This is a genomic window from Sphingomonas zeae (genome assembly GCF_014197135.1).
GTDB lineage: Bacteria > Pseudomonadota > Alphaproteobacteria > Sphingomonadales > Sphingomonadaceae > Sphingomonas > Sphingomonas zeae.
This window is the reverse complement of sequence record NZ_JACIFA010000007.1, coordinates 38,281-52,455: the sequence shown is the minus strand read 5'-3', so window position 1 is coordinate 52,455 and position 14,175 is coordinate 38,281. Positions and strand designations below refer to the sequence as shown.

Sequence of the window (14,175 nt, the reverse complement as noted above, 5' to 3'; positions counted from 1 at the left end):
GGGGACCAGCGAAGCTGGTGGAGGGGTGTCACCCTATCGAGAGCGCGACACCCCTCCGTCAGGCTGCGCCTGCCACCTCCCCTTACAGGGGAGGAACGACATCTATTTCGGCAGCTTGCACCCTGCGGCTTGCGTCACCGGGTTGCAGCGTTCCATCACCCCGTCGGGCAGGGTCACGGTGAAGCCCTTGCTCCAGCCCCGCGTCGGTGCGCCGGGATAATAGTCGGTCGACACGGCCTGCGCACCGCTGTCGATCGCGGCCTGTTGGCGGGCGTAGTCGTTCTCGCGCGCTTCCCGGGTGTCGGCGTCGCTGCGGGTGCGGACGATGAACCCCTGTTTCACCCACGCCTTGATCTTGGCGCCATCGGTGCGCGGATCGCCGACGATCTCGACCGAGGCTTCGGGCTGGTCGGTATCGTACCAGCCGAAGATCGGACGACCTTTGAGCGAGGGATGCCCGGCGCGGTAGCGATCGGACACGTCCGCAGGCGTATCCAGCACGAACCAGATCTTGCCCCGCGCGCTTTCCAGCGTCGGCCAGCCCTTTGTCGTAACCGCTTCGCGAAGGGTGGCGGCGTTCCCGCGCACGTCATCGGGGGTGATGATCCGGCTCGGTTTCAGCACGTCACGGATTTCCGCGTCCAGCGCATCGAGCAGCGGCGCGGTCAGCGGCAAGGGATCGGTGACGCCGGGCTTGTTGATCGGCCGGTCGGCCGCGTTGATCGTCACCATGATCGGCAGATGGCGCGGATGCGCGCGCGACCAGGTGTCGATCTGGCCGATGCACTGTTTGAAGGTACCACAGGAGCGATAATCGACTTCCGGGATGTGGAAGACCTTGAAGCCAGGCTTCATCATCGTGGGTGCGTCGAAGCCGGTCTGTTCGCCTTCGGCCTTAGCCAACGTCTCACCCATCGGATGCGCGAAACGCCCCCCTTGCGGGTCGGCGAAGATGTCGATCTCCAACTGGCGCAGGCCCCGGTCTAGCTGCTGCGCCAGCGTCAGATGGTCGTAATCCAGCGCGGCGGCGAGTTTGGGGTCGCGGCGTTCCAGTTCGGCGAAGACGGCGGGCGCGATCCGCTTCTTGTAGCTGTTGTGCGAGCCGACGACCTGGATGTCGTTCATGCGCAAGGGGGCCTGCGGCGCCGGGGCGGCGGCGGTCGCGAGGACCGCCGCCAGGGTGAGTAAGACCTTCATCAGAACTCCGCCCGCACGCCGAACAGGATCGTCCGGCCATAATAGTTGATCTCGCCGAAGCGCAGATTGCTGTCGTTATAGGTGTTCTGACGCGCCCCCGCGATGTTGATGCCCTCCAGGCTGAGCGTCAGGTTCTCGGCGGCGCGCACCGATAGCTGGCCATCGAGCGACCCGAAGGCCGCGACGTACGTAGGCGCCTGCACCGTGCTGCCCGTGCTCGACAGATATTTGTCGCGCCAGACATAGGACAGTCGCGCCGACAGCGGCCCCTTGTCGTAGAAGCCGACCAGGTTGAAGCTGTTCTTCGACAGGCCGATCAGCTGGTCCTTGATGCTGCGCGATCCGGCCATGTAGTCGGCCTTCACCTCGGTGTGCGTGTAAGACCCCTGCACGCCGAAGCCGTCAAAGGGCTTCGGCAGGAAGGTGAAGACCTGGCTATAGGCGGCTTCCGCGCCGTACACCTTGGCGTTGCCGCCGTTTACCGAGCTGGAGAGGCGGACGATGCCGCGACCCGGAATAGTGATCTCGGTATTCGACTGGGTGATGTAATCGTCCATCGCCTTGTAGAAGACCGCGCCCGACAGCATCCCCGACGGCGCGAAATACCATTCCAGCGAGCCGTCGAACTGCGTCGCCAGGAACGGCACCAGCTGCGGGTTGCCGCCGCTGGCGGTCGGCGCGTCGGTCGACACGGTGATGCGCGGCGCGGTGTCGGTGACGTTGGGGCGGGTCAGCACCCGGCTGGCGGCGAGACGACCGACGAGCTTTTGCGACAGGTCGGCGCGCAGGTTGAAGCTGGGCAGGACGTTGTTGAACGTCTTCGGATAGCTGACCGGGGTCGCGGTATTGCCGCTGGTCAGCGTGCCGCTCGCCACCTGATCGGTATGGACATAGCGGACGCCCAGATTGCCGGTCACGGGCACGCTACCCGCATCGAACTGGTAATCGGCGCGCAAATAAGCCGCCGCGATCTTTTCCGACACGACGAAGGACGAACGGCGATCGGCGTTGTTGATCGGCTGCGCCTGAATGGCCGGCGTGAAGAAGTCGCCGACATAGGCCTGGGTGACGGGCACCAGCCAGTTGCGGAAGCCATTGCCGCCGACCCCCTTCAGGAAGTCGTCATAGGGCAGCTGCTGATAGGCCCCCGCGCCCAGGTTGGTCAGTGGCTGGTTGGTCGCGGTGTCGATCAGGTAATCGCGACGGAAATAGTCGCGCTTGCGCCAGTGATATTCGCCGCCCACCGCCAGCTTCGACAGGAAGCCGTCGAAATCATGCGCGACGTCGAGGCGCGAATAGAAATCCCAGTCCTTGCTGTCCTTGGGCGCGATGTTGAACTGGAACAGCTTGTAATTGGCCGGGTTGGTGACGTCGACCGGCGTGGTGAAGGTCGGCATCGTCTGATAGCCGCCGCTGGCGTCATAGGTCAGCGGCGCGACGAAATAGGCGCGGCTGCGTACCGTGCCGGTGCGGTAATCGGGATGATAGCTGTGCGCCGCCGACCAGTTGACGTTGGCGGTGACGTGCCAGCGGTCCGGATTCCAGGCCTGCTTCAGGCCGATGGTCAGCAGGTCGTGGCGGTTAAGGCTATATTCGCGCGTGCCCATGAAGCGGACATTGTTGATCGTCGCCTTGGTGATGGTGTCGCCGACGACCGTATAGCCGGGCTGGATCTGGGCCGGAGGGCCGCCCGCCGTGCCGCCGTCGTCGGGATAGATGTCGAGGCCGAACTCGTCATACGCGACGTCGAGGCGCGTCGCGACGACGTCCAGCGTCGTCTGAAGCTCGGGCGTCGGCTGCCACTGCGCCGAAACGATGCCCGAGATGCGCTTGCGGTCTTCGGTTTCCACGGTGGGGCGGGTCCGGGTCGGCGAATAAAGGCCGCTCGGAATGCCGCCTGTCGCCGCCGAGGTATAGCGGTTGAGCAGCCAGCCGAAATTCATGAAGCGGTCATTGCGAACCGTCTTGCCCCAATATTGCGCACCCGCCAGAATGCCGAAGGTGCCGTCGCTATTCTTCGCGCTGGTCAGCACGGTGACGTTGGGGCGCACGTCCTTGGTCTGCGTCGTATAGGTGCCGCGCATGTTGACGGTCGTCTTGTTGCCGACTTCCAGCGGGCGGAAGGTCTTGACGTCGATATTGCCGCCCAGCGCGCCCTCGCTCATGTCGGCGGTCGGGGTCTTGACCACGTCGATGCTGGAGGTGAACTCGGCGGGCAGCATTTCGAAGCGGAACTGACGTCCGGCCGCGCCGCCATTCTCGATCAGGTCGTTCAGCGCGATGGTGCGGCCGTTCATCAACGTATTCTGGAACTGCGGCCCCAAGCCGCGCACGCTGACATACAGCCCTTCGCCGCGCGGGCGGGTGATGGCCACGCCGGGGACGAGCTGGAGCGCTTCGGCGACGTTCTGTGTCGGGAACTTGCCGATATCGGTCGAGCTGATCGAATCGACGCCGTAAGCGGCGCGGCGTTTGGTTTCGATCCCGGCCGCGAGGCTGCGGGCATAGGTGCCGTTGACGACAATATCCTCGCCCTCGGTGCCCGCATCACTTGCCTGCGGTCCAGCGGCGGCGGCGGTGGTGGTGGTGCCTTCCTGCGCGTGGGCGATGAGCGGCCCGGTTACCAGGATAAGCGAAACCGATGCCTTCAGCAGGCTGCGAAACGTCAACATGTCATTGATCCCCCATCGGCTCTCTTGCCGGTTCGGCGGGGGCGTTAGGATCGGCAGGTGTCAGATTGACGAAGAATTGATGACGGCTGTGTGAAATGAGCCAAATAGGTCAAAAAGCCATCAAAACGGTGAAGAAGTGGTGGCTATTCGTACCCAGTATTTCCTCCCCTGTGAGGGGAGGAAAATACCACATTAGCCTGCGCTCGCCTGTGCCATGGTCTGGGTGCCGGTCACTTGCGGACTCACCCGCCCGATCGTGCGCGCGGTACGCTCGGGATCGCGGAGCAGGACGCGGCCAGACTTCCACATCAGGTCGCCGTCGCGCCGCGCCTGCTGGATCATGCGGTTGACGTGCACCGGCGTCAGCCCCAGCGCGTCGGCCAGCATTTCCTGGGTCAGCGGCATCTCGAAACTGCCGCCCACGGTCAGCCCGGCCAGCGAGAGCCGCTCATAGATTTCGAGCAGGAAGTCGCCGATCCGTTCCTGCGCGTTCAACCGGCCGAGTTGGACGACACGGCCCAGCAGATAGGCCTCGTCCAGCGCCTCGCTGACGGCATAGGCCTGGGCCAGACCCGATCCGGCAGGGCCGGTGGGGGCGGGGCAGGCGAGACATTCCGTCAGCGCCACCACCGTCGCGGTGGCGATGGGCTGCTCGTGATGCGCCGGGCCGATAATGTCGCCGGGCAGGTAGAAGCTCATGAACTGCCGCCGCCCGTCGGGCAGGATGCGCACCCGTGCGGCCCAGCCCTGCAGCACCAGCAGCGGATCGGCCATGGGGCGACCGATCGTCTGAAAGGCGTGACGCAAGGGATAGGTCAGCGCGCGATCGGCTGCGGTGTCGAGCAGGCGCAGGTCGGCATCATCCAGCGGGGTCAACGCGGTCAGCCGACGGATCGCGGCAGCGGCGATCCCCCCCCGAGCCGGGGACGACGAGGAGGAAGGCGACAGGGCGGCGGGGAAAGAAGTCATGCGCATCCTTTGTCGGGTATCAGGGCGCCGATCGCGCGGATGATGCGGTCGGGCTGGAACGGCTTGGCGACGATCGACGCGGATCGATAGGGCGCGGGGAGCGCCCACTCGTCATAGCCGGTCAGGAACGCCCAGGGCACGTCGCGTGCCGATAGCCGGTCGGCGATCTCGAAGGCGCGCTCGCCCGCCAGATCGACGTCGAGCACCGCCGCGTCGAGCGTCTGGCTCTCGGCCAGGTCCAGGCCCTGTTCCAGTGTGGCGACGGGGCCGACCACGATCGCATCAGCCGCCTGCAGCGCCCGTTCCAGGTCGCGGGCGATGAAATACTCGTCCTCAACCACAAGGATACGCTTGTCGGCCAGCGGCGATCGGCGGTTCATCCCTCGGTGCTCCGGTTCAGCGGCGCGGCATCATCTGCGATCCATGGTATCGTTATCACGCACAGGACGCCGCCACCGCGAAATTCCAATCTGGTCCGTGCGCCCAGACCATAAGGAAGGGCCTCGCGGATCAGCTCGGTCCCGAATCCATGACGAACAGGCGGGACCGGCATCGCTGGTACACCTGTTTCGTCCCATTTTACAATCAGTTCGCATTTGCTATTTGATTTAAGTTCAATCGCCCAGGCGATGGACAACCGTCCGGCAGGGTGGCGCAATGCCCCATATTTGAGCGCGTTGGTGGTCAATTCGTGGATCGCCAGGCCCATGGTTTCGGCCGTATCCGCGGGCAAAGAGACGTCCGGCCCCTGAATCGAAAGCCGGTCATCCTCGATGGCGCCGACGCCCAGAAGCTCGTCCCGGATCAGATTTTCCAGGTCGACCCGGCCTGATCGGCTCTGGGTCGCGACGAGCTGGGTGCGGGCCAGCGAGTCGAGCCGTCCGCGAAAATGATCCGCAATTTCGTCGATCGGTCCGCCGCTGTCGACCGTACGGGTGAAGATGGAGCGGATGATGGTCAGGATGTTGCGGACCCGGTGCTGCAGTTCGGCGACCAGGGTTTCCTGCCGTTCGCGCAGCCGGCGCAGCGCGTCGATGTCGGTCGAGGTGCCGAACCATTCGACGATCGTACCATGATCGTCGCGTACCGGGGTCGCACGCGTCTTGAACCACCGATAGCGGCCGGTCTGTACATGACGCAGCCGTCCCTCCATCGCGAGATTGCCGCGCTCGCCCGCTCCCTCCCAGAATCGCCGTGCCGCGTCGCGATCATCGGGATGGACCGCGGCCAGCCAGCCATGGCCCAGGCTTTGTTCGACGTTCAGCCCCGTCATCTCCACCCATTGCGGGCTGGCCCAGGTCCAATGGCCGCCCTGCGTCGCGGTCCAGACGAGCTGGGGTATTCCCTCGATCAGGCTCAGCAGCCGCCGCTGGCTCGCGCGCGAGGCGACCTCGGCCCGCTTGCGCAGCAGCGCCTGGACGATGGCGGGGGCCAGTTCCTCGGCAATGGCGCGCTCCCGCTCGGTAAAGCCGGTCGGATGGTTGCCCAGCGCGAACATCGCGAAGGTCTCTCCATCGCGGCGCAGCGGCACGCCCAGGAAGTTGCGCAAGGCCGGATGCCCGTCCGGCGTGCCCACCCGGTCGGGATGGTTGGCGGGATCGTTGACGATCATGCTGCGATCCTGAAGGATCACCTGGCCGAAAATTCCGTGAATCTTCATGCCGCCGGGTAGCTCGCGCTTGACGAAATGAGGATCGTTACCGGTATAGGCGGCCCAGCCGCGCTCGCTGATCGCGATATGGTCCAGCCGGTCGTCCGAACCGCCCCGCTCGCCGAAAAAGCTGAACGCCGCGCCGGTCAGGTCCTCGGCCACCGCCAGGCACAGCTGCCCCAGCTCCTCCTCGGTCGAGGCGCGCAGGGCCTCCTGAAGGATCCGGTTGATCCCCGCCAGCACATGCGAATCATGCGGCAGCGGCCCCAGCGGGGGGGCGGACAGGGGCGTTTGTCCCTGGAGGGAAGTGAGTTCAGTCATGCGCGAAACTGTCCGATCGTCATCAACGATCCCGGCCGGTGCGGGCTCCCCGATACACACGATTTCGGACCAACTGGCAAATGCGGCGGATGGATCGAGCGCCGCGCCGCCCTGTGCGGCTCTCGCCTGACGGGCGGAGCGGGGCTATGACCCACCTATCTGCAACAACGGCCCGGTCCATGTCCGCATCCTTTTCGTTCCCGCGCGCCATCATGCGTCTGATCCTGCTGTCATGCGCCATGATCGGGCTGGTCGCGACTGGCGGGGCGGTGTCGGCGCAAAGCAATCCGGCGGCCGCCTCCGCCACCCGCATTGCTCAGGCCGAGGTGGAGGTGCGCGCCGTCGACCGGGCGCTCGACGCGCGGGTCGATGACGAAGACCGGCGGGGGCTGCGCGACCGGGCGCAGGGTGCCAAGGACGCGACCGATCAGGCGGTATCCGACCTGTCCGCACAGCTGGCGCTGGTCAACGCCCGGATCACCGGGCTGGGTACGCCGACGCCGGGCGAGGTCGAGGCGCCCGAGTTGGTCGCGCAGCGCAAGGCCCTGGCGACGCTGCGCGCCACGCTCGACGCCGCGATCAAGCGCGGGCGACTGGCGGGGGTCGAGGCGGGGCAGCTGATCGACGAGATCGACCAGAGCCAGGCCGCGCAGTTCAATGAAAAACTGTCGACCAAGACGCCATCGCCGCTCAGTCCGGCCTTTTGGAGCATCGTTCTGGAACAGGCGCCGCGCGACGGGCGCCGGGTGGGGCTGTTCCTGAAACAAGGCGGCGAGCAGATCGCGGCGCAATGGCGCGGCGGCATCCCGTGGCAGGCGCTACTGGGCTTGGCATTGGCGATCGTCCTGATCGGCCCGGTGCGGGTGGGCGCGCACCGACTGGCGCAGCGCCGCCTGATCGCCGAGGCGCCGCCCAGCCGGGTGCGGCGGTCGGCCTATACCTTCTGGCGGGTGGCGGTAGGCACGCTCTGCCCGCTCGCCGCCGCCTTCATCCTGGTCCAGGGGCTGCGCTGGGCGGGACTACTGCCGCAACGCTGGACGAGTTTCCTCGACGGCTTCGTCTTCGCCTCGGGCGTGGCGGGGTTCACGGCGGCGGTAACGGGCGCCGTCCTGATGCGCAGCCAGCCCTCGTGGCGGATCGCGCCGCTCGAAGACGAAACCGCTCAGCGCCTGCGCCCCTTGTCCTGGGTGCTGACGCTGCTGACCTTCACGACCGCGATGGTCGGATATTTCGAGGGCGCGATCGGTAGCAGCCGCAGCGCGGTGATCGCCACCCAAGCGGTCGAGGCGCTGCTCCACCTGCTGCTGATCGTCGCGACGCTGGTGGTGCTCGGCCAGTTGCGCGCACGCCGCGCCGCGCAAGCGGGGGAGGCGACCCATGTCGGGGTCAGCGCAGGGCTGAGCATCGCGACGCTCATCGCCTGGATCGCGGTCGGGGTCGCGGGGCTGGCGCTGCTGGTCGGCTATATCTGGTTCAGCTGGTTCGTCTCGCTGATGATCGGATGGACGGTGTTGCTCGGATCGGCGCTCTATCTGATGCTGGTCGCCGCCGACGATATCGCTACCAGCATCTTCGTGCGTGACAGCAAGGTCGGCGTGACCTTGACCGGTGCGCTGGGCGTGCGCGGCAGCATGATCGATCAGTTCGGGCTGGTCCTGTCGGGCATGATAAGGCTGGCGCTCGTCCTGCTGGCGCTGGGCGTGCTGCTCAAGCCCTTCGGCGCGAGCGGCGATCCGGGCGCCATCTTCGACCAGATCGCCAGCGTCGCCGACGGGATCAAGGTCGGCAATGTCTGGATCTCGCCCGGCGCGATCCTGCGCGGCTTGGTGGTGCTGTTCGTCGGACTGGCGCTGGTACGCGCCTTCATGCGCTGGCTGGAGCAACGCTATCTGCCTGCCACCGACCTTGACGGGTCGGGGCGCAACTCGGTCAGTCTGGTCGCGCGCTATATCGGTATCGCCCTGGCGGTCATCTGGGCGCTGGCGTCGCTGGGGATCGGGGTCGAGCGGATCGCGCTCCTACTGTCCGCTTTGTCGGTCGGCATCGGTTTCGGTCTTCAGGCGATCACCCAGAATTTCGTCTCCGGCCTGATCCTGTTGGCCGAGCGACCGATCAAGATCGGCGACCTGATCCGGGTCGGCACCGACGAGGGCGATGTGAAGCGGATCAGCGTCCGCTCGACCGAGATCGAGTTGCCCGACCATTCGACGCTGATCGTCCCCAATTCCGAACTCATCACCAAATCGGTGCTCAACAAGACGCTGGCGGGGCCGCTGGGGCGCATCCAGATCCAGTTCTCGATCCCGATCGAGGAGGATGCCGAGGTGGTGCGTGGCATCGTCTTGAGCTGTTTCACCGCCGAGGACACGGTGCTGGCCGATCCGGCCCCCGCCGCCTTCATCGACTCGATCGCCGACGGGCGCATCCGGTTCAACTGCTTCGCCCATGTCGCCAGCCCGCGTGCGGCCTATGGCGCACGCAGCGCGGTGCTGCTGGCGCTCCTGTCCACCTTGCGCCAGCGGGGGATCGAGATCGGAACCGTGCCGCAGAAGATGGAGCTGGTGCGTCAGGGCGGAACGACGGCGCAGCCTGCACCCGCCAAAGATGAAACCGAGATGAAATGAACAAGTCCGGACCGGTCATGGAAAGGTAACACCAGCTTCTTGGAGCGCCCCTATCCGCGCGGCCAGCGACGACCGGAAGGTCGATCGGGGGATAGGGATAATAACCACCATGAACACCAATTTCGTTCGCGCCGCGCTGCTGGGCGGTTCCGCGCTTCTGGCGCTTTCTGCCACGCCGGCATTTGCGGCCGACACCAAGCCTGCCGCCGATCCGGCCCCGGCGGCCCCGGCGGCGGCCGATCCCGCCACCGATTCCGGTGAACTGAAGGACATCGTCGTCACCGCGACCAAGCGCGAGACCAGCCTTCAAAAGACGCCGATCGCGATTTCGGTCATCGATCCGACCGTCCTGAAGGACCGCCACGTCCAGAGCCTGCTCGACCTGGCCGATGGCACCGTGCCCAGCTTGCGCGTCGCGACCTTCGAGGCGCGCCAGTCGGCGCTGACCGTGGGTATCCGCGGCATCGTGCCGTTCGACCAGAACCAGACGGCGCGCGACACCGGCGTCGGCGTCTATTTCGACGGCGTGTATCTGGGGCGTTCGCAGGGCCTGAACGCCGCGCTGTTCGACATCGAGCGCGTGGAAGTGCTGCGCGGCCCGCAGGGCACGCTGTTCGGCCGCAACACCGAGGGCGGCGCGCTGTCGATCGTCACCGCCAAGCCGACCGGCAAGTTCGGCGGCTCGCTGACCGCGGGCTTTGGCAATTACGGCGCCTACAACACGTCGGCGCACGTCAACCTGCCCGAGTTCAACAATATCTCGGTCAAGCTGGACGGCGTGATCCAGCACCAGGATCCGTTCGTGAAGAACCCGCTGCCGGGCAGCGTGGGCTGGGGCGCATACAACCGTGCGGGTGGCCATGTCGCCGCCGTCTGGAAGCCGGTGGACGGTTTCTCGGCCGAGCTGTCCTATGACCAGGCCAAGGACGAGAACACGCCGTTCTACAGCCAGCTGATCAACTACAACCCGCGCGGCCTTCCCGTCGCGACGATCGCGCAGATCAACGCCAATGGCGGCAAGCTGCCCGCCGGGACCATCGCCCCCTTGTCGCCGCTGGTCGTCGTGTCGGGCGACGACCGCATGAAGACCGCCGATATCGGCGTGCCGCAGCAATATAGCGTCGATCGCACCCACGGCTTCTCGGCCAAGCTGAACTATGACGTCGCGCCGGGGCTCGAACTGCGCTCGATCACCGCATGGCGCGGCGTATCGACCGACCAATGGGACAATTCGGGCGGCGCACACCGCACCGTATTCCTGCCGAACAGCAAGTTCAGCCGCTACAGCCTGTCCTTCATGCAGCAGCACCAGTTCAGCCAGGAGTTCCAGGCGGTGGGCAGCCTGCCGCAGCTCGATTACGTGGCGGGCCTGTTCTACTTCACCGAAAACGCCCGCGAAGTGGCCGCGACGCCGTCGACCAACCAGTGGAATGCGGACGGCACCGGCTACACCATCGTGTCGCAGACTGCGCTGGGGGCCATCGGTTCGGGCAACCAGGGCTGGGCGCCGGGGTCGTTCTTCCTCCAGCGGGGCAGCTTCGCACGCGCCTATAGCTATGCCGCCTTCGCGCAGGCCACTTATACCCCGGCGGGCTTCGATGCCTTCCACCTGACGCTGGGCGGTCGCTACACCCACGACAAGCGCAACGGCACGCTGTATCTGGTGCAGGGCAAGTCGACCAACTTCCCCTTCACCTTCGACAACAACCGGTTCGATCCGATGGTGACGGCGGCATTCGACGCGACCGACACGATCCATCTCTATGCCAAATATTCGACCGGCTATCGTGCGGGCGGCGCCAATGACCGGTCGCAGACCTTCGCCGCCTTTGGTCCCGAAGCGGTCAAGTCCTATGAGATCGGGTCGAAGATGGACCTGTTTGAGCACCGCGTCCGCCTGAACCTGGCGGGCTATATCATGGACCGCACCGGGACCCAGATCGACTTCGACAATGTCGACACCAACCCGGCGAGCCCGACCTATAATCTGCATACCGAGGAAACCCGCAACGCGCCGGGCACGTCCAAGATTCGCGGGATCGAGGCGGACATCACGACCAACCCGGTCGAGGGGATGACGGTCGGCGCATCCTATGCCTACACCTATACCAATGTGCCGCTGACCCCGAACCCGTTCCTGGGCAACGCGCTGACCCAGGTGTTCGTGGTCTATACGCCGCGCAACGCCGCCTCGGCCTATGCCGACTATGAAGTGCCGCTGGCGGGCTCCGAGGCCAAGGTGCGTTTCCACCTGGACGCCAACTATGCCGACCCGTCGTACAGCTTCCAGAACGAGACGACGCGCACCGACAAGACCTTCGTCATGAACGGCCGCATCGCGCTCGCCGATCTACCGCTGACCGAGGGCGGAACGAAGATGACGCTGTCGCTGTGGAGCCGCAACCTGCTCAACAACACCTTCATCTATCGCCGCTCGGCGGCCAATGCGACGACGCTGGGCGATTACGGCAACTTGAACCCGCCGCGCACCATCGGCCTGGAGGGCACGGTCCGCTTCTGATCCTGACAGGATACCCCAACTCGGGCCGCCCCCTTCGGGCGGCCCATTTTGTTTGGAGCTTTCGGAAGGAAGGAATGTCGCTCTGCTGTGGATTGTGATGCCATGGCATCGGCTTGATGCAAGCCCCTCCCCTGAGGGGGGGTGGGCGAATTCATCTCATGCCGCTCCGCCCTATCGCCTTGGCAGGATCAGCGACACCACCAAGCCCGGCGCGGCATCGCCCAGCGTCAGGCGTCCGCGATGCAATCGCGCGATCGCCTCGACCAGCGGCAGGCCCAGGCCATGTCCTCCCACCGCTTCCCGCGCGGTATCCAGCCGCCCGAAGCGGCGCAGCGCTTGGGAGCGATCCTCGGGCGCGATGCCGGGGCCGTTATCGACGACGTGCAAGCTCACGCCCTCTTCGCTGGCGTCGAGTGATACGGTGATTGTGTCGCCGCCATATTTGATTGCATTGCCGATCAGGTTGACCAGCGCCTGGGGCAGCAACTGCCGGTCGCCGGTGAAATCCGGGACCACGATATTCACGTCCACGCCCAGACGACGCCCTGCATCCTCGGCGACCGGGATCATCATCGATGCGGTGTCGCGGACGAGTGTGGACAGGTCGAAGCGCGCGAACCCCGCCTGGCGCTGGCGCGTTTCGATCTCGGCGATGCGCAGCAGCGCGGCGAACATGGCGAGCAGCGCGTCGCATTGGGCCAGCGCGGCGCTGGCGCGCTCGGCCTGAACGGGATCCCGGGCGTCCGCGACCATGTGCGCCAATTGTCCCCGCAGCCGCGACAAGGGCGTACGCAGGTCATGCGCGATGTCGTTGGACTGGCCGCGCATCGCCTCCATCAACTCGGCGATACGGTCGAGCATCCGGTTGAAGGCGGCGGCCTGGCGGTCGAACTCGTCGTCGGATCCGCTCACGGGGACGCGGTGGCGAATATCCCCGGCGATGATCGCCTCGACCGTGGCGCGCTGGTCGCCGATCCGGCGGCCGACCAGCATCGAAAAGGCGACGACCCCACCGATGACGATCAGGATGATCGAGCCGAACCCGATCAGGTAGATGCGCGTCCGTGCCGCGCGATAGCTGTCGAACGGCTCGGTTTCGGCCACCACCGCCAGCCGCCGTCCTTCGCCCGCGTCGCGGACCAGCGCACGCCCATGCGACAGGCCGATGATCCCGTCGCGCCGGCGCAGGTCGGACCAGCCCATCGGCAGGGTGAAGCGCGGCGCGATATTGCCGCCGAGCCGCTGGTTGTCCGCCCCCAGCAGCAACAGCCCGATATCGCCGGTGTCGCGCTGGCCCGACAGGGCCGCGATCCGCGTGAGCAGCAAGGGGGTAGGGAGTCGCGTCTCGCCTGCATCGCGCTCCAGCACCAGATCGGCGACGACCGCGATCCGGCGGTCGACCGCGCGCGCGACCGTGACCCGGTTGGCGGTCAGGATCGAGATGCCGGTGGCCACCGTCGCGATCAGGAACAGGGCCAGGACACCGACGGTCAGCCCGCGCAGCGACAGACGGCGGATCGCGGCCCCGATCATGGTTTCAGCGAATAGCCGATCCCGCGCACCGTTTCGATCGGATCGGCGCCGCCCTGTTCGGTCAGCTTCATTCGCAACCGCCGGATATAGACGTCGACGATGTTGGTCTCGGGCTCGAAATCATAGCCCCAGACCCGCTCGATCAGCATCGCGCGGGTCAACACCTCGCCCGCATGGCGCGCCAGTTCGGCGAGCAGCTTCAGTTCCAGATTGGCCAGCGTGATCGGCTGGCCAGCGCGCCAGGCGCGAAAGCTGGTCGGGCTGACCACGATGTCGCCTGCGCGGATCGTGTCGCTTTCGCTCGCCGTCCAGCGGCGCCCCCGGATCACCGCCTGGACGCGCGCGATCAGTTCGTGCGGATCGACCGGTTTGACGACATAATCGTCCGCGCCGGCCTCCAGCCCGTCGACCTTGTCTGAGGCCATGGATAGAGCGGTCAGCATGACGATCGGCACGGTGATGCCGCTGGCGCGCAGCATCTCGACCACCGACAGTCCGTCCAGGCGCGGCATCATCCGGTCCAGGATCACCGCGTCATACTGCTCTCGGTCGATCGCGGCGAGGGCCAAGCGCCCGTCGAAGACGTGTTCAACCCGGTGGCCCAGCCCGATCAGGTCGGCGGCGAGCCCATGGGCGTAGGTGGCGTCGTCCTCGACCAGAAGCAGGTGCAGGCTCATCGATATTTTC

9 protein-coding genes are annotated in these 14,175 nt (G+C 66.1%); 2 read left to right on the top strand and 7 right to left on the bottom strand.

The features are described 5' to 3' along the window. Nucleotides 1-102: 102 nt before the first annotated feature. From GGR45_RS11450 to GGR45_RS11430, 5 genes are all read right to left on the bottom strand, one after another. Nucleotides 103-1,197: a phosphatidylinositol-specific phospholipase C1-like protein gene (locus GGR45_RS11450; RefSeq protein WP_246358189.1), complete on the bottom strand. Its 1,095-nt coding sequence runs from the start codon at nucleotides 1,195-1,197 to the stop codon at nucleotides 103-105. Beyond that, nucleotides 1,197-3,869: a TonB-dependent receptor gene (locus GGR45_RS11445; RefSeq protein WP_175311983.1), complete on the bottom strand. Its 2,673-nt coding sequence runs from the start codon at nucleotides 3,867-3,869 to the stop codon at nucleotides 1,197-1,199. Before GGR45_RS11445 ends, GGR45_RS11450 begins: the two co-directional genes overlap by 1 nt. Before the next feature lie 192 nt (nucleotides 3,870-4,061). Then, entirely contained in the window at nucleotides 4,062-4,838 is a 777-nt protein-coding gene (locus GGR45_RS11440; protein ID WP_175311984.1) for a Crp/Fnr family transcriptional regulator, read from the bottom strand. Next, entirely contained in the window at nucleotides 4,835-5,218 is a 384-nt protein-coding gene (locus GGR45_RS11435) for a response regulator (protein ID WP_175311985.1), read from the bottom strand. Before GGR45_RS11435 ends, GGR45_RS11440 begins: the two co-directional genes overlap by 4 nt. Beyond that, on the bottom strand, nucleotides 5,215-6,810 hold the full coding sequence (locus GGR45_RS11430) for a sensor histidine kinase (RefSeq protein ID WP_175311986.1): 1,596 nt from the start codon (nucleotides 6,808-6,810) through the stop codon (nucleotides 5,215-5,217). Before GGR45_RS11430 ends, GGR45_RS11435 begins: the two co-directional genes overlap by 4 nt. Before the next feature lie 179 nt (nucleotides 6,811-6,989). Between GGR45_RS11430 and GGR45_RS11425 the strand changes: the two genes are divergently transcribed. Continuing rightward, entirely contained in the window at nucleotides 6,990-9,434 is a 2,445-nt protein-coding gene (locus GGR45_RS11425) for a DUF3772 domain-containing protein (protein ID WP_246358188.1), read from the top strand. Between the two features lie 109 nt (nucleotides 9,435-9,543). Beyond that, a complete protein-coding gene (locus tag GGR45_RS11420; RefSeq protein ID WP_175311987.1) occupies nucleotides 9,544-11,955 on the top strand; it encodes a TonB-dependent receptor in 2,412 nt (803 codons plus the stop codon). A gap of 171 nt (nucleotides 11,956-12,126) precedes the next feature. On the opposite strand, the gene GGR45_RS11415 is transcribed toward GGR45_RS11420, so the two are convergent. Both GGR45_RS11415 and GGR45_RS11410 read right to left on the bottom strand, forming a co-directional pair. Then, nucleotides 12,127-13,488, bottom strand: coding sequence for a sensor histidine kinase (locus GGR45_RS11415; protein WP_175311988.1), 1,362 nt, complete (start codon nucleotides 13,486-13,488; stop codon nucleotides 12,127-12,129). Next, nucleotides 13,485-14,165: a response regulator transcription factor gene (locus tag GGR45_RS11410; RefSeq protein WP_175311989.1), complete on the bottom strand. Its 681-nt coding sequence runs from the start codon at nucleotides 14,163-14,165 to the stop codon at nucleotides 13,485-13,487. Before GGR45_RS11410 ends, GGR45_RS11415 begins: the two co-directional genes overlap by 4 nt. Nucleotides 14,166-14,175: the final 10 nt, after the last annotated feature.

Excerpts from the sequence above, each read along its gene's own strand:
- GGR45_RS11425 (WP_246358188.1), top strand. The coding sequence starts at position 6,990 with ATGTCCGCATCCTTTTCGTTCCCGCGCGCCATCATGCGTCTGATCCTG.
- GGR45_RS11430 (WP_175311986.1), bottom strand. The coding sequence starts at position 6,810 with ATGACTGAACTCACTTCCCTCCAGGGACAAACGCCCCTGTCCGCCCCC.
- GGR45_RS11415 (WP_175311988.1), bottom strand. The coding sequence starts at position 13,488 with ATGATCGGGGCCGCGATCCGCCGTCTGTCGCTGCGCGGGCTGACCGTC.
- GGR45_RS11450 (WP_246358189.1), bottom strand. The coding sequence starts at position 1,197 with ATGAAGGTCTTACTCACCCTGGCGGCGGTCCTCGCGACCGCCGCCGCC.
- GGR45_RS11440 (WP_175311984.1), bottom strand. The coding sequence starts at position 4,838 with ATGACTTCTTTCCCCGCCGCCCTGTCGCCTTCCTCCTCGTCGTCCCCG.
- GGR45_RS11410 (WP_175311989.1), bottom strand. The coding sequence starts at position 14,165 with ATGAGCCTGCACCTGCTTCTGGTCGAGGACGACGCCACCTACGCCCAT.
- GGR45_RS11420 (WP_175311987.1), top strand. The coding sequence starts at position 9,544 with ATGAACACCAATTTCGTTCGCGCCGCGCTGCTGGGCGGTTCCGCGCTT.
- GGR45_RS11445 (WP_175311983.1), bottom strand. The coding sequence starts at position 3,869 with ATGTTGACGTTTCGCAGCCTGCTGAAGGCATCGGTTTCGCTTATCCTG.
- GGR45_RS11435 (WP_175311985.1), bottom strand. The coding sequence starts at position 5,218 with ATGAACCGCCGATCGCCGCTGGCCGACAAGCGTATCCTTGTGGTTGAG.